Origin of the sequence: Sphingobacterium sp. UBA6317, assembly GCF_002440385.1 — a bacterium.
Lineage (GTDB): Bacteria > Bacteroidota > Bacteroidia > Sphingobacteriales > Sphingobacteriaceae > Sphingobacterium > Sphingobacterium multivorum.
Genome location: NZ_DJTD01000046.1, coordinates 383765 through 403668 on the forward strand (window position 1 = coordinate 383765; position 19904 = coordinate 403668).

The following is a 19904-nucleotide window of genomic DNA, read 5'->3' on the forward strand; positions in this document are numbered from 1 at the left end:
GAGAGATTCTTTAATCTTTAAAATTTTTTCCTTCTTAATTCAAAATGTCTACCGAGATAAAATTTACGGGCAAGCTCATTATCTGCAATTTCCTCAGGTGTACCCGTCAGCATAATCTTTCCTTCGGTCAGGAGGTAGGCCCTGTCCGTAATAGATAGGGTTTCCTGTACGTTGTGGTCGGTAATTAAGATGCCGATATTACGGGTTTTGAGCTTGGCTACGATCGTCTGAATTTCTTCTACGGCGATTGGGTCAACCCCTGCAAAAGGTTCATCCAAAAGTATAAAAGATGGATTTGCAGCTAATGCTCGCGCAATTTCGGTACGTCGACGCTCACCACCGGATAACAAATCACCCCTGTTTTTGCGGACACGGTGTAGGCTGAATTCTGTGAGTAGTTCTTCCAGTTTTGCCAAACGTTCTTCTTTATTTGGATAGTGGATTTCTAATACAGCCAGGATGTTGTTTTCTACGGAGAGCTTCCGAAAGACGGATGCTTCCTGAGCGAGGTAACCTATCCCACGTTGGGCACGTTGGTACATCGCATCCTGCGTAATCTCCTGATCGTCGAGGAATACTTTGCCTTCATTGGGCTTGATCAGACCAACAATCATATAGAATGAGGTCGTTTTTCCTGCCCCATTGGGGCCCAATAACCCGACAATCTCTCCTTGTTCCACATGGAAGGAAACATTGTTGACAACGGTTCGCTGCTTATATTTTTTTATGAGATGTTCTGCCTTTAAAATCATCTTCGTGGAGTGTCTTGTGTTATATGTATCTGTTCAATAGGACTACTTAAGAACCCTCACCGTTCTTTCATGCCTGGTATCTAATCCAGTATGAGGGTTTTATGCCTGACCAAATCTTGTGTAAATATATTTAATATCTTCTTACTATTGCAATACTAATACTTAATCCCTTTGATGTTTAGCTGTAAGTTTCTTTTGTTGCGCCACACATTCTCTTCAATGCTGTAGCAGATGTCGAAACTTTGCCCAGAATTGATGTGTGTGATATGTTCTGCCAGTCCAAAACCGATACAGTCAAATGAAGGAGAGTCTTCTTGAATAACCGTCATCTTGAGGTGATTGGTGCCCACAATAAAAGCCTGTCCTACTGCATTTACCTTTTTACTGAGGAAAATAGGGGATTCATTTTGGGGCCCGAAAGGTTCAAACTGCTGGAGAATACGGAAGAACTTAGCATCGATATCTTTCAATGCCAACTTTGCATCGATCAAAATTTCTTGGGTCAGCATTTCAGGACTGATACGTCGCGATACCACTTCCTCAAAACGATCCTGGAATAGCGTGACATTATCTAAGGACATCGTTAGTCCGGCAGCATATTTATGACCACCAAATTGCTCCAACAAGTCAGCGCATTCGCTTAAGGCTTCATACAAGTCAAAACCCAGTACCGAACGGCAGGAACCTGCAATATGACCATTTGTTTCGGTCAATATAATCGTCGGACGGTAATATTTTTCGGTCAGTCGGGAAGCGACAATACCAATGACACCTTTGTGCCAGTCGGCTTTATACAATACCGTGGATTTTCGGCTTTTAAGAAGAACATTATCCTCAATCAGTGCAAGCGCTTCTTCTGTTATTTTGAGATCAAAGTCTTTCCGTACATTGTTTTGATCGTCTATGCTAGAGCTGAAGTCTTTGGCTTCTTGCAGCGATTTGGAGATCAAAAGTTTGACGGCGTCCTTAGCATGGTCTATTCTGCCCGCTGCATTGATGCGGGGCCCGATCTGGAACACGATGTCGTTCACTGTAAAGATCTTCGTTCGATTATTGGATAAATCAATCAGTGCCTTTAGTCCGACGCAGGGATTCGAATTGAGTTTAATGAGACCAAAGTGGCTAAGTATTCTATTTTCGCCGGTAATAGGAACAATGTCCGAAGCAATACTTACGGCCACAAGATCCAAAAACTGATAACAGGCATTGATATCCATGCCATTGGTGAGTATAAAAGCCTGAATAATCTTAAAGCCTATTCCACAACCTGAAAGTTCTTTGTAAGGGTATTCACAGTCTGCACGCTTGGGATCTAACACGGCGTAGGCTTTGGGAAGTTCCTCACCGGGAAGGTGGTGATCGCCAATGATAAAATCAATTCCTTTGCTATTTGCGTAATCTATTTTATCGATTGCCTTGATACCGCAGTCCAATGCAATAATTAAGCTGAAACCATTTGCTGCGGCATAGTCAATACCCTGTGTGGAGATTCCATAGCCTTCGGCATAGCGGTCTGGAATATAAAACTCCAGCTGGCTATGAAATTCCCTGAAAAAACTATAAACAACGGCAACAGCTGTTGTACCGTCTACGTCATAGTCTCCATAGATGAGTATTTTTTCTTTGTTGCCAATGGCTTGGATAATACGGGTGATGGCTTTTTCCATGTCCCGCATCAAAAATGGATCGTGCAAATCCGATAATTGAGGTCTAAAAAACTGCTTTGATTCGTCAAAAGTCTCCACTCCTCTGCTCACGAGCAACTCTGCCAAGACAGTGTTGATGTTTAATTCCTCGCGCAGTTTGTTGGTTATTTTGACATCAGTTTTAGATTTTAGTACCCACCTTTTTTGCATATCTTTGCACAATATTTTAAGTGTAAATATACGTTTTAAGGCTGGACTTACCTAATTCCTAAACCCGGTATTGATCCGCTGTTGCTTAACGTGCATATTCCCAATGTTTTAAATATGGTGCAGGCTTATTCTTTATATGAAGGTTCTTTTTCAGTCGACAAAAGCAGAAAATTTATACCCTTTGATCCGTTAATAGACAAGCCCCAGGACCGGCCAGGCTCCCTATTTATTCAAGTTCACCCCTTTTTGATCGAAACTGATGCGGGACTTGTGCTCTGTGATACCGGTCTTGGCTATACCGATGACAGTGGCGTGCTACAACTGCATCATAATATCCGTAAGGCTGGCTTTGAACCGGAAGATGTAAAATATGTACTGATGTCTCATCTTCATAAGGATCATGCTGGGGGGATGGTCACATTTGAAAACGGAACCGGACGCATCGCATTTCCTGAAGCCGAATATATTGTTCAACGTGGCGAGTGGGAAGATGCTTATTCAGGCATCTCCAGTTCATATAGAACCGAGATTTTTGATGTGGTTCAGCGCAGTGGAAATTTGGTTCTGGTGGAAGGTGAAGGTAGAATAAATACAGAAATCAGCTATGCGCTCAATGGTGGACATACAGCACATCATCAGTCGTTTCGTATTCAAACGGGCGACCAGCACTATTTCTTTGGCGGAGATGTATTACCTGAGCCTGAAGAAATTTTCCATAACTATGTTGCCAAATATGATTTTGATGGTCGGCGCTCCAAAGCGTTGCGTCAGGAGTACTGGGCAGAAGGTGCACCAGCGGGCTGGATTTTTTTGTTTTACCATTCAAAAAATATCACCATTGGTCGTAGTCAGATCCGGGAAGATGGCACCTATAAACTGATTGAAGCAAAGTCGTAAAAGAAAAAACCTCCATGGCCTTTGGGCTCATGAAGGTTTTTTGGAAGGTTTAGTATCCCGGATTTTGTGGGAAGGCTGCACCAGTGTTACTGTCGATAACTTCTTGTGGAATAGGCCAAAGAATAAATTCTTTTTTCACCACATTTTTCGATTGTGTGTTTAACGTTTGCACGCGGCGTAAAAAGACATCCTCACCGAAACGGGCAAGGGTCATGCGACGCATTTCCTCACCAATAAGCGCGCGGGCGCGTTCGTCGAGAATCAGATCCGCATTGATCGCTGCGGCATCGATTAATGACGCTTTTGCACGGGCACGGACAGCATTGATGGCATCCTTAGCTTGTGCCGGTTTATTGGCACGCCAGTATGCTTCTGCCAATAGTAGGTAAGTTTCGGCCAAACGTACTTTCACACGGTCCTTCATATTTCCTTCAAATGCAGGGTCAACAGCTGTCTTTCCGTAGAAAAATTTGGTTGTTGTCGGGAACACGTTGCCTGATTCTTTGATGGCGTCGGTAAGTACGATCTTCTTACCATAAAGTTCAGGTACGGAAGGATCGTTATAATACCAATCGCGTTTGATATTGAAAGAAGAATTTCTGACATCCTGTTTTTCATAACTATCCAGCCACCATTGGTAAGGGCGTACGTGCCCAAGACCTCTTCCTCCAAGTGAGTCGGCCAAGGCAAATCCTTTTTGTTGTGAATAGAAAGGAACCCACGCGCGTTTGCTCCAATCGGTGTAGCGGTCGCCACCTCCTTGTGTATTGTATTCCAATTGGATGGCCCAGATGGTTTCTTGATTGCCGGAACCGCGATTTTGATTGTTTTCAATAAACATATCGTGGAAATAATCCCCGGGTTTATCTTTTTCGGCGCCAAAACGTTGATCGTTCAATTTAAAGTAGCCACTTTGAACCACTTTGTTGGCAGCCTCTACAGCTAAATCTGGCTGTCCAGCTTCGATATATGCTTCTGTCAGGTAGTGTAAAGCGGCCCATTTCGTCAATTTACCTTCCTGAATTGTACCTGGATTGTCGGGTAGGTTTTCACTTGCATACTTCAGGTCTTCAATCATGTGTGTCAAGATTTCAGCTTTCGGTGTACGGGTGAAATCACGACGGGGTGTTTCGGAGACCTTGTCCACCCAAGGCACATCGGCGTATAAGTTGACTAAGTAGCGATAGCTATAGGCGCGGAAGAAACGGGCCGTTGCTTCTACACGTTTTGGATCGTTATCCTTGTCCGTCCAGCTGATGCCATCCTTTTTTAAAGCCTCGAGGATGGTATTGGTATTACCGATAAATCCGTAGGCATATTTCCAATAATTGCGTACATAAGACGAAGCCGGATTTAGCGTATAATTGCTGAATGGAGCCAATGTAGCGTCTGTACCTGTAGTTTTGATGGCAACGATATCCGTTCCGACCTGTAGCGCCTCCTGCGGGGTTGCTCCTTGGGAAAAGATACTACCGTTCCAGGTCAGGAATTCCATGCGGGCATAAGAGTATAAACCATTTAGTCCAGTTTCGAAGCCTTTCGTGTTAATATAGGTATTATCAGGTGACTGAAAGCTACTGGTGTCTTCATTTAAGAAGTTCTTGCTGCAGCCTGTGAAAAGTAAGCTTAGGCCAGCTAGCATTGTATATAAAGTTGTATTTCTTTTCTTCATGATTTTGATGTGTTTAGAATTGGACATTTACTCCCAATGAGAATGTTCTTGCAACAGGATAAGGACTGGCAATATTTGTCGCTGTTGGATTACCTGTGGTCGAACTCACGCTCAATGCCTCTACGTTGTAACCTTTGATTTTGGAGAATGTATAGAGGTTACGGGCGTTGATAAATGCTTTAATGGAAGAGAGATTCAATCTTTTTAGAAAATCGCCGTCAAAAGTATAGCCCAAGCTAAAGTCTCTAATTCGCCAATAGGATGAATTGATATAATAAGTATGGTTATTTACTGGCGTATATCCAGGCGATGGAATATCTGTATTGGTGCGCTCTGGCGTCCAGTAAGGCATGTCGGCAAGGTAATTGGCACCGTTGTTAGGTAAGAAACGTTCGATGTTTTTGAAATCATCTATTTTCGTTCCGCCAAAGGCTCCATTCATAAAGATTGACAGGGAGAAATTTTTGTACGTGAAATCATTACCAATACCAAGTGTATAAGGCGATATCTTGTTCCCCATCATCGTACGGTCACTGGCGTCGATTTTACCGTCGTTGTTGAGATCTGCTAACTTGGCATCGCCAGGTTTCGCTTTAGGTTGGTATGAATTTGCGATGTCTTCGCCCTCTTGCCAAACACCAATAACTTTATAGTCGTAGAAAATACGGATAGGCTTTCCGATTAACCAGGCATTGGTCAAATCATCTTTTCCATCAGCGCGCAGTTTGGTGATTTTATTGTTGTTATAGGCAAAGGTCGTATTGACGTTCCATTGGAAATTGTCATTTTGACCGGTGTGGCATTCAAGGTAACTTCGATCCCTTTGTTTGAGGTTTCACCGATATTGGTCAAAATAGTGTTATAACCGTTCATGACAGGAACCTGTTCACTTAATAAAAGATCCGATGTCTTAGAGGAGTAATAGTCGACCGTTCCTGAAATTCTATTTTTGAGAATACCAAAATCCAAACCAAGGTTTAATGAAGCTGTCGTTTCCCACGTTAGATTACTTCCACGGCCATTGAAATTCATCACAAGCCCTTTGACGGGGTCAAGACCATAGATGTAATCGACGTTGGTCAGACGGTCGTAAGTTTGATATGGCGATACGGCCTGATTTCCGTTTTTACCATAAGAAACACGAAGTTTTAATAAATCGAAATAATCCTGCACATTTCCTTCTTTAGAAACCACCCAAGCTCCCGCAACCGATGGGAAAAATGCATATCTGTTGTTGATCGAGAATGCACTATAACCGTCCGAACGGCCTGTTAAGGTTAATAGATAGCGATCCTTAAAAGCATAGTTGATTCTTCCCATGTAGGAAATCATTGCGGTATTTTGAAGGTTGGATTCGATCTTAAGATTTTTAGAGGCAGAGGCCATGTTGTTATATCCGGCATCTGATACAAAATCGTCTCCATTCATTCTTGAAGTTTTCAAATTTGTTTTCTGCGAGGAATAGAGACCCACGACATTAATCTTGTGGTCACCAAAGGTACGGTCATAGGTCAAGAGATTTTCCCAGGTCCAGTCCCAGAAATGCTCATTGTAAATTGATCCGGTACCATTCACGCCACGTCCTGTAACTGTATTGGAACCGTAATAGGAGTTTTCATTAATATTTCGGTAGTTGGTTCCGAATGTGGTTTTGAAACTTAATCCTTCAATAGGGAGTTTCACATCAAGCCAAGTATTCGCATAGACTGTTCTTCTGGTCTGATCCCATTGGCCTTTTTCGTCTGCAAAAGGATGTGCCCATAGTGTTTGTGCATACATTCGGTACGTTATAGCAGTACCATCGGCATCGCGGTTTTTACTGTAAGGGGAAAGTTTTACAACACTCTCGAGGTTGGGCTGTACGCCGTCGCGGTTCCCTTGAGAAGCCTGCATGGTCATTCCTAGCTTTAACCAAGAGCTTAAACTTTGATTGAGGTTCAGATTGACATTGTATCTTTCGTATGGCGTATTTTTTACAACGCCATCTTGATTTAGGTAGCTCACAGATGCATAATAATCGGATTTATCCGTTCCGCCCGAAAAACTGAGTTGATGTTCCTGAACAGGAGCGCCGCTATTGAATACTTCATCCTGCCAATTGACTTCTTCCCCTTTTTTGTATTGTTCCAATACGTTGGCAAAAAGATAATTCTCTGGGTTAAGCTGATCGCCGGTTTTTCCTTTCGAAGCCTGGTAATCACGCATAAATTGGATGTATTGTTGGCCGTTCATCAATTTAAGACGACGTTCTACACTTTGTACCCCAAAATAACCGTTATAATTGATGCGTGCTTTTCCTGCCGCACCCTTTTTTGAGGTGATGAGGATAACGCCATTTGCAGCTCTTGAACCATAGATTGCAGTGGATGAGGCATCTTTCAATACCGAGATACTGGCAATTGTATTGGAAGAGATATCACCCAGGGAACCACTAAAAGGGATTCCATCCAAGATAATGAGGGGGAGCATTGGACGCGGATATCGAGTTCTCACCGCGGATATTGATAGAAGCTGTTTCACCAGGTTTGGCTGAACCGGAATTGATCGCTAGACCAGAAATCTTACCTTGAAGTTTATCGACAACATTCGGTGAATTTATTCGTTCTAGGGATTTTGCTTCCACTGTAGCGATACTTCCTGTCAAACCGCTCTTTTTCTGTTTACCATAACCTACGACCACAACTTCATCCAAAACATCCTCGGATTTTGTCAAGGTTATTTGTGCTGCTTGTGCCGCGGAGACTTCTTTCGCGGTAAATCCGATCGAGTTAAATGTTAGGATGGCACTTTTTGAACTGACGTTCAGTGAGAAGATTCCGTCTTGATTGGTTGTCGTTGCTGCCGCTTTACCTTTTTCAGAAACGTTAACCCCGCTTATTGGTTTCCCGGTTTCATCAATGACCTTTCCGGAGACGACCTGCTGAAAGGGTGAAAGACTGGTTATTGCAACTAAATTACGTGGGTTCGCTACCCCGTAAATAGGTGCCGCTAATGACAAGATTGATAATGGTGTCAGAAGGATGAGATGACTCTTTTTGACCATAGGTGTGTAATTTAGATTCAGTAAGTGTTTAATGCGGCAATTATAAAGAAATAAACCTTTGGCAATTCTATTGCTTCTTGGAACAAACGATTGCATGAACTACGAAAACGTTATAGAAATGGGTATTTGTAATGAAAATTGGAGCTAATAAAAGCTGATTTGTTCTGTTAGGAACTCGGATCGTTAATAGCCTATGTACACCGAGTGCTTTTGGTGTTGTTCAATTATGTCATCACGATGCCATACGTCGAAAAAAGGGATGAAATCGGTTAAAAGAGTCGTTTTTCTGCTCTTTTTTTAGTATTTTGGGGTAATTTGCTCTTTGTAGCCCATCCCGTTAGCTACCTGCGGATTCGTTTAAGATTGATTTTTTGGGTAAATTTGTGTTTTAGTAGCTAAGGGCTGATGCTGTTTTTCCTCAAAGTCTTTGTTTTTTTGCGAGAAAGAACCTTCAGCTTGCTTTTGTAATTGTGGTATACCACGTTATGAAGCTTATATTATTAGTATTTATTTAAATAGAAAATTATGTCTATTGTAAGAGAGTCCGATCTGATTGGAATTGGAAAAAAATTTCAAATTGAAACCGATGCGGGAGACAATATGGTTGTTGTTATCCATGACGATGGTAGACGGGAACTTTATCGCTATGATGACGAGGAGCATGAGTCACGTTGCGTCATGACACTCAATGACGATGAATCTCGGCAGATTGCGGGTATTATCGGTGGCTTGTCCTATAAGCCTAAAGCATTGGAGACAATTGAAGTTGCTTTGGACGATTTACGCATTGAATGGTACAAAGTGGAAGGCAAAAATGAGGGTGCTGGTAAGACAATTGGAGAGCTGGAAGTTCGTCAACGTACAGGCGCATCGATTATTGCTGGGATACGGGATGATGATACGGTTATAAATCCAGGACCGTCTTATTTGATTAGCCCAGGCACCACACTTGTCATCGCTGGAAAGAAGAATAATATTAAACTTTTGAAGGAAATTTTACTGTAATTTATGCTATCACATACCTTAATTCTGGAAATTGGAATCGCTGTAGGACTTGTTGCCATTGTTGGCCTAATAGCTAATAAGCTTAAGTTTTCTGTTATTCCATTTTTCATTATTATAGGAATGGTTTTGGGGCAGCACGCTCCGCAGGTTGGTCTGGTGGATTTAACATTTACAGAAAGTAAACCCTTTATTGATTTCATGGGACGGTTGGGCGTATTGTTCCTGCTGTTCTACCTTGGCCTTGAGTTTTCGGTCAATCGGCTGATTAAGTCCGGTAAAGCAATTGTCACCGGTGGGACAATTTACGTCTTATTGAACTTTACTTCAGGTTTGTTGATCGGATGGCTAATGGATATGCCATTTAAGGAGATGATGGTGTTATGCGGTATCATGACGAGTTCATCCACGGCCATTGTTGCAAAGGTGCTGACAGATCTCAAACGTACAGCCAACCCGGAGACGGAGGTGATCATGGGAATGATTATGTTCGATGACCTGTTTATAGCGATGCATATTTCTTTCCTTTCGGGCCTGATACTGACAGGAAGCAGTTCGTTTTGGACGGTAGCTGGAACTTCCTTACTGGCTTTGGGATTTATATTGGCCTTTTTGATTTTGGGCAGAAAACTGGTGCCTGCGATCGATCGCTTATTGAAGGAAAAAACTTCTGAATTATTTATATTGATCATCTTTGCCTTACTTTTTATTGTGGCAGGTTTCTCCGAAACCATCCATGTTGCGGAGGCTATCGGGGCATTGATGGCCGGCTTAGTGTTGGCGGATTCGCAATACATCAAAAAGATTGAATCGATGGTGCTGCCCTATAAGGACTTTTTTGGGGCCATGTTTTTCTTTAGTTTCGGATTGTCTATTGACATTATGTCCCTTGGAGGAGCTGTCTTTTGGGCTTCGATTGCAGCGCTGGTGACGGTGATGGGGAATCTTGCTTCGGGCTATTTTGCAGCTAAATTTTCGGGTATGAAACCTAAAACGTCCTTTGATATTGGTTTTACCTTGTCTGCACGGGGGGAGTTTTCCATTATCATGGCAAATATTGGTAAAGCAGGGGCTTTATTACCCGTTATTCAATCCTTTGTGGTCGTATATGTGCTCATTCTTTCCATTGTATCCCCACTATTGACCAAAGAGTCACGTAAGCTTTGGAAATTACTTTTCGGTGCGGATGCCAATAGTGCCAAGCCTTTGAAAAAGTTGAGCGATTTGGAAAACAATCAGGGCAGATAGACCTGCGGATAGGGTACAGCTCAAACGATGTTTTAGGAGAGGCATATAGCATATACAAACAAAACGGGGCTTTCCAATATTCTTGGATAGCCCTGTTTTGTTTGATTAGTCGGTGAATTTTACAAAAAACCCAGCTCCAGTTTTGCTTCTTCAGACATCATGTCTTTTGTCCAGGGTGGATCAAATGTCAATTCGACCAATGCTTCTTTGACACCTGCTACAGCAGCAACTTTTTCCTGAACTTCATTCATGATTTCGCCTGCCACGGGGCAGCCAGGAGCAGTCAGCGTCATTACAATCTTTGCAATACCCTCTTCCTTCGTAATGATTTCATATACAAGCCCCAAATCCACAATATTTGCGGGTTTCAGTTCAGGATCATAAATTGTTTCCAGTACAGCTTGGATTTGTGGCGCTAGACCCAGTTTATCTAATATAATGATACTCATTTATTCCGTTTTTTATCGTGAATAGCGTCCTGATAGATCGCTAATAATTTCGCTTCATTTATTTCAGGAGTAAAATTACTAAAATAGTAAGCAATACAGGTCTTTCTTATCTCATCTTTTTCATTTGTTGTTTTTGTGCTCCACTCCGTTAAGCATTGGATAATATCGTTTTTGTTGTGGGGATCGAACGTTTGTCCTGTTTTGCCGGGGATAATCAGTTCGGGGAGCGGGCCTAAATTGGAGCAAAGCACAGCTGTTCCGACTGAATAAGCCTCAAGAATCGTAATCGGCATCCCTTCAAAACAAATCGATGGTACAAGTAAAGCCTGTGCTTTGGCTATCAAGGGAAGTATTTCTGATCTCTTTTTAAAACCGAGGTAGGAAATATTCGCCTGGTGTTTAATGCTTCTCAAAACCTCATTTTCGAGCGGACCGCCGCCGATAATTGCTAGTTGAAAATCTGTGCCGATGAAAGCATCGATCAGCTGTAATATCCCCTTTTCATCTGAAAGACGACCGACATATACAAAGTGGGCCTGCGGACCCTCTGGTGCTATTGTCGTAGGAAAGACAAAATTCGGTTTGATCGCGAATTTAGTAGGCGGAAGATGCAAGGTCGATTCAACGAATATGTTCTTTGCAAAGGAGCTTAAATTGATGTAGCGATTTACTTTTGCCCAAGTTCCAATTTTGCGGTGAAACCAGTAATTCAGTGCGAGAAGAAATGTTTTTACTATCGAGTTGTTAAATGCTTTTTGTCGGACGGCTGTCCACGGAAACTCCTCTTGGAGTGAGTCCAGAAAGAGACGGTTGTGATGGTACAGTGTCGCCGAAGGGCATAGTAAACGAAAATTGTGCAGGGTCATGACCTGGGGGACGCCGAGTTTGGCAATGGTACGCACGATAATCGGGCCTGCTGCATAATGCGTGTTGTGAACGTGAACGATGTCTGGTTTAAACGCCCGAATTATTTTTTTGACACGTTGAGCAGCGCAAATATTCCAAAAAGATCCTATTGTCTGTAGTGCACCCTGCAACCCCTTTTTATTTTGAAAGGTTAGCGTTTGGACCTCATGTCCTTGCGCGAGGAGGGAAGATTCCTGCTGAAATACAGTGTCTTCACCACCAGGATCTTGATAAAATGTATGGATAATCAGTATGCGCATAATAAAAGACTTATACAAATGTACAATTTTGAGGTGACTTCCTTTAAAGGGACAAAATTGCCATTTCTATATGATTATTGCTATATTCGCAAGATTCGATCGTAAAGATATATGCAACATTTACAACAACTCGTGATAGAGGCGATAGAGACAAGTCAATTTCCTGAAACACCATCAAATTTATATGATCCGATACGGTATATATTGACTTTGGGCGGAAAGAGGGTTCGACCTGTGCTGACATTGATGGCCGCCGAATTATTCGGCATGCAAGAGATGGAGGAAATTATCCCTGCTGCCAAAGCAGTGGAGTTTTTTCATAACTTTTCACTGATCCACGATGATCTGATGGATAAGGCTCCTTTAAGAAGAGGTAAAACGACAGTTCACGAAAAGTGGGATGCTAATATTGCCATATTGTCTGGAGACGGCTTGTTGGTCAAAGCGTATGAGGAAATTTCAAAGTGTAATCCTATTTACTTGCCTGCAACTTTGAAAATTTTGAGTAAAGTGGCTATGGAGGTATGTGAAGGCCAGCAATTAGATATGGATTATGAGAGCCGGGATTCGCTGACAATGTCTGAGTATCTTGAGATGATCCGTCTTAAAACTTCGGTGTTATTGGGCGGAGCATTACAGTTGGGGGCTATTCTGTCGGGAGCAGATGAACAGCAACAGCAGCTGATCTACGATTTTGGAGAGAACGTAGGCTTAGCATTTCAATTACAGGACGATATCTTGGATGCATATGGAGATCCAGATACCTTTGGAAAGATTGTTGGTGGTGATATCATGATCAATAAAAAAACTTTTTTATTGGTGAAGTTGATGGCAGTAATTTCGGATGATGATAAGACGGTTTTACAAGCCCTATTAAATGCCACTATAGAGACTGCTCCATCAAAAGTAGCGGATATGCTTGCCTTATACGAGAAGTATGCGATTAAAACTGCGGCCGACGAGTTGAAAGATAGCTATACGCAACGGGCATTTGAAAAAATGGAAGCATTGAATGTACCAAATGATCGCAAAGAAGCGTTATTAGTGTTAGCAAATAACCTTTTGGTAAGACAGCAATAAGTATAAATTCTATTAAAATTCGTATCTTGCCATTAAATGTTTTTTTTGTAAGAAAATAATTAAATAAATTTTTAGATTACGTTCATGGAGCCTTTAAAAATCACCGTATTTCAAGCATATTTATTCTGGGAAAATATTGAGAAGAATCTAAATAATCTAGCCTTGAGACTTTCCTCATTGCGTGAGAAAACGGATGTTATTATTCTCCCCGAAATGTTTAATACAGGCTTCACGAATAATGTCGAGAAATGTGCAGAACCTGCAAATGGACCTACGACAAGATGGCTATTTGAAATGGCAAGCTCACTTAACTGTGTTGTTGCCGGTTCTTTGATTATCGAAGAAGGTGGGAAATACTATAATCGCTTTGTATGGATGTTTCCAGACGGTAAATATGTAAAATATGATAAACGTCATCTTTTCGGATTATCCAAAGAAAGCGAGTACTTTGAGCCAGGAAATGAACGTATCCTGGTTGATATCAAAGGATGGAAAATCTGCCCGATGATCTGTTATGACCTGAGATTCCCAGTCTGGTCTAAAAATCAAAACGGAGCATATGATATTTTAGTGTATACCGCCAGCTGGCCAGACAAGCGCTCAGCACATTGGAGAGCTCTTATTCCGGCACGTGCAATAGAAAACCAAGCTTATGTTGTTGGGGTAAACCGTGTTGGGCACGACGGTAATGATATTTACTATTCTGGTGGCTCTATGTGTATATCCCCTCTTGGTGACGTGGTGTATTATAAACCGGAAGATGAGGACTTGTATACCTTTACCTTAAATCCGAACGACCTGTTGGAAGCACGCGAGAAATTTCCTTTCTTAAAAGATTCCGATTCTTTTTCAATCGGATAACATCCTCTAAATTAGGTACAATTGCAAGCATTTATTTTTTCTGAGAGTGCCTGATCTTATTGGTCAGAAAGAACCTTCAGTTTGATTTAATTGCTGTTGGTGTTTGCAAAGTTGTGAAGGTTTTGTTTGTATCCTTTTTATTTATTAAATTCAGTCTAGTATAAATCAAATTGTTATGATTTATCAACATCTACTTATGACATGTTGATAAAATTTTGTTTGAGACAGCTATATTAAAGCGTAATTTAGGCTAACTATTAGCCAAAATACGTTTAGCTTTTTCTCATATTGGATTAAAGACGACGTTTTATTATTAAAATAAGTTGCGTAAACAACCATAACCATTATTCATATGTTAGACCAAGATTTAGTATCACAAGAGTATTTTTATAATTTCTTAACAGGGAAATACTCAATTGCAGTTATGCGGAGATTACAGCGTAATCTCAAGGAGGCCGGGTTAAACATTACTTCTGAACAATGGAGTATCATGTATAACCTGTGGGTAGAAGAGGGGCTCACCCAGCAGGAGCTTGCTGTTCGCACATTTCGAGATAAACCAAGTGTCACTCGATTAATTAATAACCTGGAAAGGGTAAATTTGGTTATCCGCGTTAATGATAAAAACGACAGACGGTCCAATCTGATCTATTTAACAAAAATAGGACGAAAGATGAAGGATGAAGGAATGAAGCAGGCAAAAAATACTATTGAACAGGCCTTAGGGGGCTTGGCCGACGATCAAATTGCCTTATCAAATACCATTCTGCATCGCGTACTGTTTAATCTGAAATAAAGATACTTAGTGAGGGGGTATTTTATTAGGGAACTATCAGCGTATAAAAAAGGTCCCCTATGTATTCAACATAGGGGACCTTTTTTATATGAATTTCTAGCAGTTAATCTTCGAAAAGTTTGCTTTCGAAATCTGTGTGGCTATTGACCAATTTACCTTCAGTTCCGAAATAGATTTCCTGAAAACTTAATGTCCGGATAGCATCTACCTTACGATAGAATTTATCTGCCGATACATCCGCAAGTGTTTTGAAGCCACAAGCTTCCATAATTTCGACTGTAGCACGTAATGTATTACGATGGAACTGAGCTACGCGTACATATTTATCATTTACGTCTAGACCTTTGTATAAATGCGGCTGTTGCGTGGCAACTCCAACCGGACAAACGTCTTCATTACATTTAAGTGCTTGAATACAACCTAAAGCGAACATCATACCACGAGCACTATAACATGCATCTGCGCCTAAGGCAATGACTTTCAAGATATCGAAACCCGTTACAATACGGCTTGATACAATAACTTTAACATGTTTTTTTAAACCAAAAGCAATCAAAGTTTTCGTTACAAATGCCAATGCATCGTATAATGGCATCCCTAGGTTATCTGTAAACTCCAGTGGAGCAGCTCCCGTACCACCTTCTGATCCATCTACGGAGATAAAATCCGGGAAGATCTGCGTGTTTTGCATGGCGTGACAGATGTCGATAAACTCATGTTTATCGCCGATACAAATTTTGAAGCCGATAGGCTTTCCACCCGATAACTCGCGCAGCTGTTGTATGAAGTGCATCATTTCAGTCGGTGAGGAGAAAGCGCTATGTGCTGGAGGCGACATCACATCTGTTCCTGGAATGACGTGACGAATAGCCGCGACCTCAGGGGTGTTTTTTGCCGCTGGAAGGATACCCCCATGACCGGGTTTAGCACCTTGCGAAAGTTTCAATTCGACCATCTTCACGTTTTCACGATTGGATTTTTCTCGGAAAAGTTCCGGATCAAATTTTCCCTCCTTATTACGGCACCCAAAATAACCTGTACCCACCTGCCAGATTAAATCACCCCCATTGTTGTGGTAATCGCTGATTCCCCCTTCGCCGGTATTGTGTGCAAAGTTTTGAAGTGCAGCACCCTTATTTAATGCCGTTATCGCTGTTTTACTCAACGCACCGTAACTCATTGCCGAGATGTTGAACACACTTAAGCTATAAGGTTTTTTACAGGCTGCATTTCCAACAGTGGTGCGCAGGTCGTGATTTTCGATATGGCAAGGGAAAACAGAGTGCGCAGCCCATTCATTCCCGACAGCCTGTGGATCAGTCTGCATACCAAATGCGACAGTTTCACGTTGATTTTTTGCACGTTGGTATACGATCGAACGCTGTCTTCTGTTGAAAGGACGTCCATCCATATCCGATTCCCAAAAATATTGTCTCAATTCAGGACGAATAGATTCGAAGATATAACGGAAATATCCAACTAAGGGATAATTGCGTAGGATGGCATGTTTGGTCTGGAAACTATGGTATAACGCGATCAATAGCAATGGAAATGGGATGATAAGCAGCCAAAACCAGCTTGATGTAAATATAAATCCAAATGATACAATGATTAAATTAATCACAATCATTATTGAAAGAATGAGTTTTCTAACTTCCATAGAAAATACGATTGTTTAGTTTTAATTCGCTATTTTAATGTTTAGCCCAACTGATTATTTTATTACTCAATTAGCATTCCAAAATGCGCTTTTGGACGAAGCAAATGTACTAAAGTTCCTGAAGTAAATGGATATATTTACCCCTTGGAGGTAAGTTTTGATAAGTTTATAACCGTTTCTAACAAACTATTTTCTTTTAGTAATCTCCTGCGACAAAAGTTGATAGATTTGCTGTAAATCTGGTTTATTGCTAATAAATTGCAAATGTTTTTGCATTGTTGTGCTGTCCTGTCGGATCGCCGGTCCTGTCTGAACTGTTATTGGAATATGATTTTGCACTTTTTCTGCCGTCTCCAGGATGACTGGTTTAATTAGATCAAAGGACAGGTCGTTTTCTGCTAAGAGCTCGTAGGCCATCTGATAAAGGATGTTGGTAAAATTGTTGACCATAACCGAGGCAAGGTGGATGGCTAAACGCTGCTGGGAATTACAATAGATGCTCCGCGGTGCAAATGTCTGTGCTACCTGAAGTAGCTCGGCACTATTTTCATCCGTGTTACCTTCAACACAAAGTGGGACGGTCGAAAAATCGACTGCTTTATTTTTGGATAATGATTGTGGGGGATAGATGACTCCCGCATTTTTAAATACAGCCAGGACAGAAAGATCGGTTGCTCCCGAACAATGGATAACAACACCTTTTATATCTTTTGGTAGCGCTTCTACCAGCGACACAATGGCCCGATCGGTAACGGCAATGAGGTAAAGATCAGCATGTAGGTCTAGTTCAGATAGTTGGTCAATTGCTGCGCAATGAAGAGCAAAGGCCAATGCATTTGCATTGGCCTTTGTTTTACTGTAGATCTGAACGATATGATGTCCTGTTTTTTGAAACTGTTGTCCAAAATGCGTAGCGGCATTACCGCTTCCTAAGATCACAATGTTCATTATTTAAGTGCTTTTCGTTTCTCCTCATTATTTCTTCTCACAATGGACATGATAAAACCAATGGTCATGACAATCGTTCCACACCAGAAAAAGTTGATGTATGGAAATTTAATGGCTTTAAATACGACCCATTTCTTTTCTGGAAGTGGCTTTTGATAAACCATGATTTCCAGTTTATCCTTGTCAGGTTTAATTCCCGTAAATCTGAATTTAAGCCCTTGCTCGTTGACATCTTTATTGAAGTCATAAACACCACCGTCTTTAATTAAGTAGATTGGTTGTACCTCATACTGTTTGTTGTCGGCCGAAAATACTTTTATTTTCAATCCAACCATGACATCACTGGGTCCCTTTGGAATTTTCTCTAGGTGGGCCTCTTTGTTTAAGCCTTCAATGACGTAATATCCATTGCGGTAGCGTAAGGTATCGCCAATATTTACCTGATATGTTGCCGGCTCCTCGTAGTCCTCAAAACCAGTTTTATCTTCAGCAGGAACTTTGGCGTGTGTTGCTTGACTTTCAGCTGCGGCCGCTGTAATCAGTGTATATACGTCATGCGTAACATAATGTTTGGTGGCTGGAGTACCAATCAACCCCCCCATTTTCGCGTTGTTTTGTGCAAAAGGTTGCAGCACAAAATGCTCCTTCACTTTGCCTGTTTCTTCGTCGATCCGCTCGTATTTGATTTTATAAAACGTATTTGGAGCAACAATGCTATCGCCGATATAGGTAATTTTGTATTCACCCATTTGTACAGGTTCACCCTCAGTCAGGAATAAGTTGTCGCCAGGCTTTTCTACTTTGTCGAATCCCGATACAGCGATGTAACCCGTGTTGTTGACAGAGATGACTTCGTTGGTTGCCGCGGCCACCATGGCACCGATAAGTAATAAACCAAAACCGATATGGGCTACCGAAGAACCAGCCAGTTTCCATTTACCTTTGACAGCGTCACCCAATACGCGGATATTTGCCAGAATACAGAAAATACTTGCGAAGGTGATCAAAATGTAGATCAAGTTGGTATACGTCTTCGTAAAATAGACTACAGCAGCCGTTAGGATTAAAGACACAACCAACGATGCTACAGTGGAAGCCAAAAATTTGCGGCTATCGGTACGTTTGTATTTTAAAAATTGCGTAAATCCGGTTAAGATCATCACGATGACGGCAAAACCCGATTGCCATTTGTTATAATGTTGGATTGGATCCAAAGGTGGAGCTACCTTGGTGCCAAAGATCTTGTTGAACACTGGAATTGATGTTGAAGCAATGATCTGTGCACAGGCAACAGTCAATACCAAGGCGCCAATAAACATCCAGAATTCTCTTGAATAGATATCCTCATCCTTTTCTGTGATGGGCATCTCTTTCTTTTTGACGGTAAGAAAGACCACCATGATAACCAAAAAGACAACATTGAATAAGATTAATTGTCCGCTCATGCCCAGGTCGGTAAAGGAGTGGACCGAAGTCTCTCCGAGGACGCCACTACGTGTCAGGTAAGATGCGTAGATCACAAGCACAAAGCTGATCATCGCCAAAAATGTAGCGGTGAAGTAGGAGTGGCCTGAATTCTTATAAGCAATCATGACGTGGACAGCAGCAATCAAGGTAAACCAAGGAATAATTGATGCATTTTCTACCGGATCCCATGCCCAGAATCCACCGAAGTTAAGTGCTTCATAAGCCCAGAATGAACCCATGATAATACCTGCACCTAAAATCATCACGGCAAATAAAGCCCAAGGAAGTGCTGCATTGATCCATTCTTTGTAACGTTTGGTCCAAAGAGCACCTGTTGCATACGCAAAGGGAACAATCATCGACGCAAAGCCAAGGAATAGTGTTGGTGGGTGAATCACCATCCAGTAATTTTGAAGCAAAGGGTTCAAACCATTACCGTCGGTGATAAGTGAAAGATAGTTAGCTTCTCTAAAGATTGGAATATCCATTGCTTCACGCAATAGGATAAACGGAGAGCTACCGATACGCAGACCGAAGATTTCCACACCAATAATCATGGAAGCTAAAAATGCTTGGCATAACATGACGAAAGTCATGACAGACGATTCCCAGCTTTTTGCTTTAAACAGCAAAACAGAACCTAATACTGTTTGCCAGAACATCCAGAGCCAAAAACTACCCTCCTGACCTTCCCAAAAACTGGAAATGATATAGTAGGTAGGGAGTGTCTTGGACGAGTGCGCCCAGGCATAATTATATTCAAAAAGATGATTGTATATAATATAAAATAAAGTTGCACCAATCGCCACTACGGAGACCGCATTAGCCCAAAAGGCCATACGTGCAATTTTTTTCCATGAATGCTCTTCAGGGTATTTTGTTGCAAAAAAGTAACTGATACAAGATAGAAGTGCAGCACCAAAAGAAAGTACAATAAAGAATTGTCCGATCTGCCCTGGCAGCAGGTGTTCACCAACGTAATTAACGTCCATTGAAAATTGATTTTA

17 protein-coding genes are annotated in these 19904 nt (G+C 41.6%); 6 read left to right on the forward strand and 11 right to left on the reverse strand.

All coding sequences use genetic code 11. The annotated features are described in order from the left end of the window. Positions 1–17: 17 nt before the first annotated feature. A complete protein-coding gene (gene lptB / locus B3E92_RS16590; protein WP_028072074.1) occupies positions 18–752 on the reverse strand; it encodes an LPS export ABC transporter ATP-binding protein in 735 nt (244 codons plus the stop codon). A 155-nt stretch (positions 753–907) separates the two neighbouring features. Beyond that, positions 908–2608 carry a single-stranded-DNA-specific exonuclease RecJ gene (recJ, locus tag B3E92_RS16595; protein ID WP_286897572.1) on the reverse strand — a complete coding sequence of 567 codons (1701 nt, stop codon included), beginning with the start codon at positions 2606–2608 and terminating at the stop codon, positions 908–910. A 114-nt stretch (positions 2609–2722) separates the two neighbouring features. Here recJ and B3E92_RS16600 point away from each other — a divergent pair, with 114 nt between their 5' ends. Continuing rightward, a complete protein-coding gene (locus tag B3E92_RS16600; RefSeq protein WP_286897616.1) occupies positions 2723–3505 on the forward strand; it encodes an MBL fold metallo-hydrolase in 783 nt (260 codons plus the stop codon). A gap of 49 nt (positions 3506–3554) precedes the next feature. On the opposite strand, the gene B3E92_RS16605 is transcribed toward B3E92_RS16600, so the two are convergent. Genes B3E92_RS16605 through B3E92_RS16620 form a run of 4 tightly spaced genes read right to left on the reverse strand, consistent with a single transcriptional unit; the run spans position 3555 to position 8220 of the window. Further along, a complete protein-coding gene (locus B3E92_RS16605; protein WP_286897574.1) occupies positions 3555–5177 on the reverse strand; it encodes a RagB/SusD family nutrient uptake outer membrane protein in 1623 nt (540 codons plus the stop codon). 13 nt (positions 5178–5190) lie between these two features. Next, positions 5191–5877, reverse strand: coding sequence for a hypothetical protein (locus B3E92_RS16610; protein ID WP_286897575.1), 687 nt, complete (start codon positions 5875–5877; stop codon positions 5191–5193). Further along, positions 5874–7646, reverse strand: coding sequence for a SusC/RagA family TonB-linked outer membrane protein (locus tag B3E92_RS16615; protein WP_286897577.1), 1773 nt, complete (start codon positions 7644–7646; stop codon positions 5874–5876). Before B3E92_RS16615 ends, B3E92_RS16610 begins: the two co-directional genes overlap by 4 nt. Next, on the reverse strand, positions 7609–8220 hold the full coding sequence (locus B3E92_RS16620; protein WP_236586158.1) for a carboxypeptidase-like regulatory domain-containing protein: 612 nt from the start codon (positions 8218–8220) through the stop codon (positions 7609–7611). Before B3E92_RS16620 ends, B3E92_RS16615 begins: the two co-directional genes overlap by 38 nt. Before the next feature lie 525 nt (positions 8221–8745). Between B3E92_RS16620 and B3E92_RS16625 the strand changes: the two genes are divergently transcribed. Both B3E92_RS16625 and B3E92_RS16630 read left to right on the forward strand, forming a co-directional pair. Further along, complete coding sequence (locus B3E92_RS16625; RefSeq protein ID WP_046672804.1) at positions 8746–9225, forward strand: cation:proton antiporter regulatory subunit; 480 nt, start codon at positions 8746–8748, stop codon at positions 9223–9225. A 3-nt stretch (positions 9226–9228) separates the two neighbouring features. Further along, positions 9229–10470, forward strand: a complete 1242-nt coding sequence (locus B3E92_RS16630; protein WP_046672803.1) for a cation:proton antiporter — start codon at positions 9229–9231, stop codon at positions 10468–10470. Positions 10471–10589: 119 nt separating this feature from the next. Here the strand turns inward: B3E92_RS16630 and B3E92_RS16635 are convergent, their stop codons facing one another. Together B3E92_RS16635 and B3E92_RS16640 are read right to left on the reverse strand one after the other, a co-directional pair. Beyond that, positions 10590–10919: a metal-sulfur cluster assembly factor gene (locus B3E92_RS16635; RefSeq protein WP_070560743.1), complete on the reverse strand. Its 330-nt coding sequence runs from the start codon at positions 10917–10919 to the stop codon at positions 10590–10592. Then, positions 10916–12085 carry a glycosyltransferase family 4 protein gene (locus tag B3E92_RS16640; RefSeq protein ID WP_070560742.1) on the reverse strand — a complete coding sequence of 390 codons (1170 nt, stop codon included), beginning with the start codon at positions 12083–12085 and terminating at the stop codon, positions 10916–10918. The genes B3E92_RS16635 and B3E92_RS16640 overlap by 4 nt, the downstream gene beginning before the upstream one ends. Positions 12086–12196: 111 nt before the next feature. On the opposite strand from B3E92_RS16640, the gene B3E92_RS16645 reads away from it, so the two are divergent. From B3E92_RS16645 to B3E92_RS16655, 3 genes are all read left to right on the forward strand, one after another. Next, positions 12197–13165 carry a polyprenyl synthetase family protein gene (locus B3E92_RS16645; RefSeq protein WP_070560740.1) on the forward strand — a complete coding sequence of 323 codons (969 nt, stop codon included), beginning with the start codon at positions 12197–12199 and terminating at the stop codon, positions 13163–13165. Between the two features lie 84 nt (positions 13166–13249). Next, a complete protein-coding gene (locus B3E92_RS16650; RefSeq protein ID WP_070560737.1) occupies positions 13250–14026 on the forward strand; it encodes an amidohydrolase in 777 nt (258 codons plus the stop codon). A gap of 352 nt (positions 14027–14378) precedes the next feature. Continuing rightward, positions 14379–14822: a MarR family winged helix-turn-helix transcriptional regulator gene (locus B3E92_RS16655; RefSeq protein WP_070560735.1), complete on the forward strand. Its 444-nt coding sequence runs from the start codon at positions 14379–14381 to the stop codon at positions 14820–14822. A 103-nt stretch (positions 14823–14925) separates the two neighbouring features. Here the strand turns inward: B3E92_RS16655 and B3E92_RS16660 are convergent, their stop codons facing one another. From B3E92_RS16660 to B3E92_RS16670, 3 genes are all read right to left on the reverse strand, one after another. Then, on the reverse strand, positions 14926–16482 hold the full coding sequence (locus B3E92_RS16660; protein WP_070560733.1) for an FMN-binding glutamate synthase family protein: 1557 nt from the start codon (positions 16480–16482) through the stop codon (positions 14926–14928). A gap of 186 nt (positions 16483–16668) precedes the next feature. Next, positions 16669–17430: a Rossmann-like and DUF2520 domain-containing protein gene (locus B3E92_RS16665; protein WP_286897582.1), complete on the reverse strand. Its 762-nt coding sequence runs from the start codon at positions 17428–17430 to the stop codon at positions 16669–16671. Continuing rightward, complete coding sequence (locus B3E92_RS16670) at positions 17430–19889, reverse strand: heme lyase CcmF/NrfE family subunit (RefSeq protein ID WP_115046579.1); 2460 nt, start codon at positions 19887–19889, stop codon at positions 17430–17432. The genes B3E92_RS16665 and B3E92_RS16670 overlap by 1 nt, the downstream gene beginning before the upstream one ends. Between the last annotated feature and the right edge of the window lie 15 nt (positions 19890–19904).

Excerpts from the sequence above, each read along its gene's own strand:
- B3E92_RS16650 (WP_070560737.1), top strand. The coding sequence starts at position 13,250 with ATGGAGCCTTTAAAAATCACCGTATTTCAAGCATATTTATTCTGGGAA.
- B3E92_RS16635 (WP_070560743.1), bottom strand. The coding sequence starts at position 10,919 with ATGAGTATCATTATATTAGATAAACTGGGTCTAGCGCCACAAATCCAA.
- B3E92_RS16670 (WP_115046579.1), bottom strand. The coding sequence starts at position 19,889 with ATGGACGTTAATTACGTTGGTGAACACCTGCTGCCAGGGCAGATCGGA.
- B3E92_RS16630 (WP_046672803.1), top strand. The coding sequence starts at position 9,229 with ATGCTATCACATACCTTAATTCTGGAAATTGGAATCGCTGTAGGACTT.
- B3E92_RS16665 (WP_286897582.1), bottom strand. The coding sequence starts at position 17,430 with ATGAACATTGTGATCTTAGGAAGCGGTAATGCCGCTACGCATTTTGGA.
- B3E92_RS16645 (WP_070560740.1), top strand. The coding sequence starts at position 12,197 with ATGCAACATTTACAACAACTCGTGATAGAGGCGATAGAGACAAGTCAA.
- B3E92_RS16615 (WP_286897577.1), bottom strand. The coding sequence starts at position 7,646 with ATGCTCCCCCTCATTATCTTGGATGGAATCCCTTTTAGTGGTTCCCTG.
- B3E92_RS16620 (WP_236586158.1), bottom strand. The coding sequence starts at position 8,220 with ATGGTCAAAAAGAGTCATCTCATCCTTCTGACACCATTATCAATCTTG.
- B3E92_RS16655 (WP_070560735.1), top strand. The coding sequence starts at position 14,379 with ATGTTAGACCAAGATTTAGTATCACAAGAGTATTTTTATAATTTCTTA.
- B3E92_RS16660 (WP_070560733.1), bottom strand. The coding sequence starts at position 16,482 with ATGGAAGTTAGAAAACTCATTCTTTCAATAATGATTGTGATTAATTTA.
- B3E92_RS16605 (WP_286897574.1), bottom strand. The coding sequence starts at position 5,177 with ATGAAGAAAAGAAATACAACTTTATATACAATGCTAGCTGGCCTAAGC.
- B3E92_RS16640 (WP_070560742.1), bottom strand. The coding sequence starts at position 12,085 with ATGCGCATACTGATTATCCATACATTTTATCAAGATCCTGGTGGTGAA.
- lptB (WP_028072074.1), bottom strand. The coding sequence starts at position 752 with ATGATTTTAAAGGCAGAACATCTCATAAAAAAATATAAGCAGCGAACC.
- B3E92_RS16600 (WP_286897616.1), top strand. The coding sequence starts at position 2,723 with ATGGTGCAGGCTTATTCTTTATATGAAGGTTCTTTTTCAGTCGACAAA.
- B3E92_RS16625 (WP_046672804.1), top strand. The coding sequence starts at position 8,746 with ATGTCTATTGTAAGAGAGTCCGATCTGATTGGAATTGGAAAAAAATTT.
- recJ (WP_286897572.1), bottom strand. The coding sequence starts at position 2,608 with ATGCAAAAAAGGTGGGTACTAAAATCTAAAACTGATGTCAAAATAACC.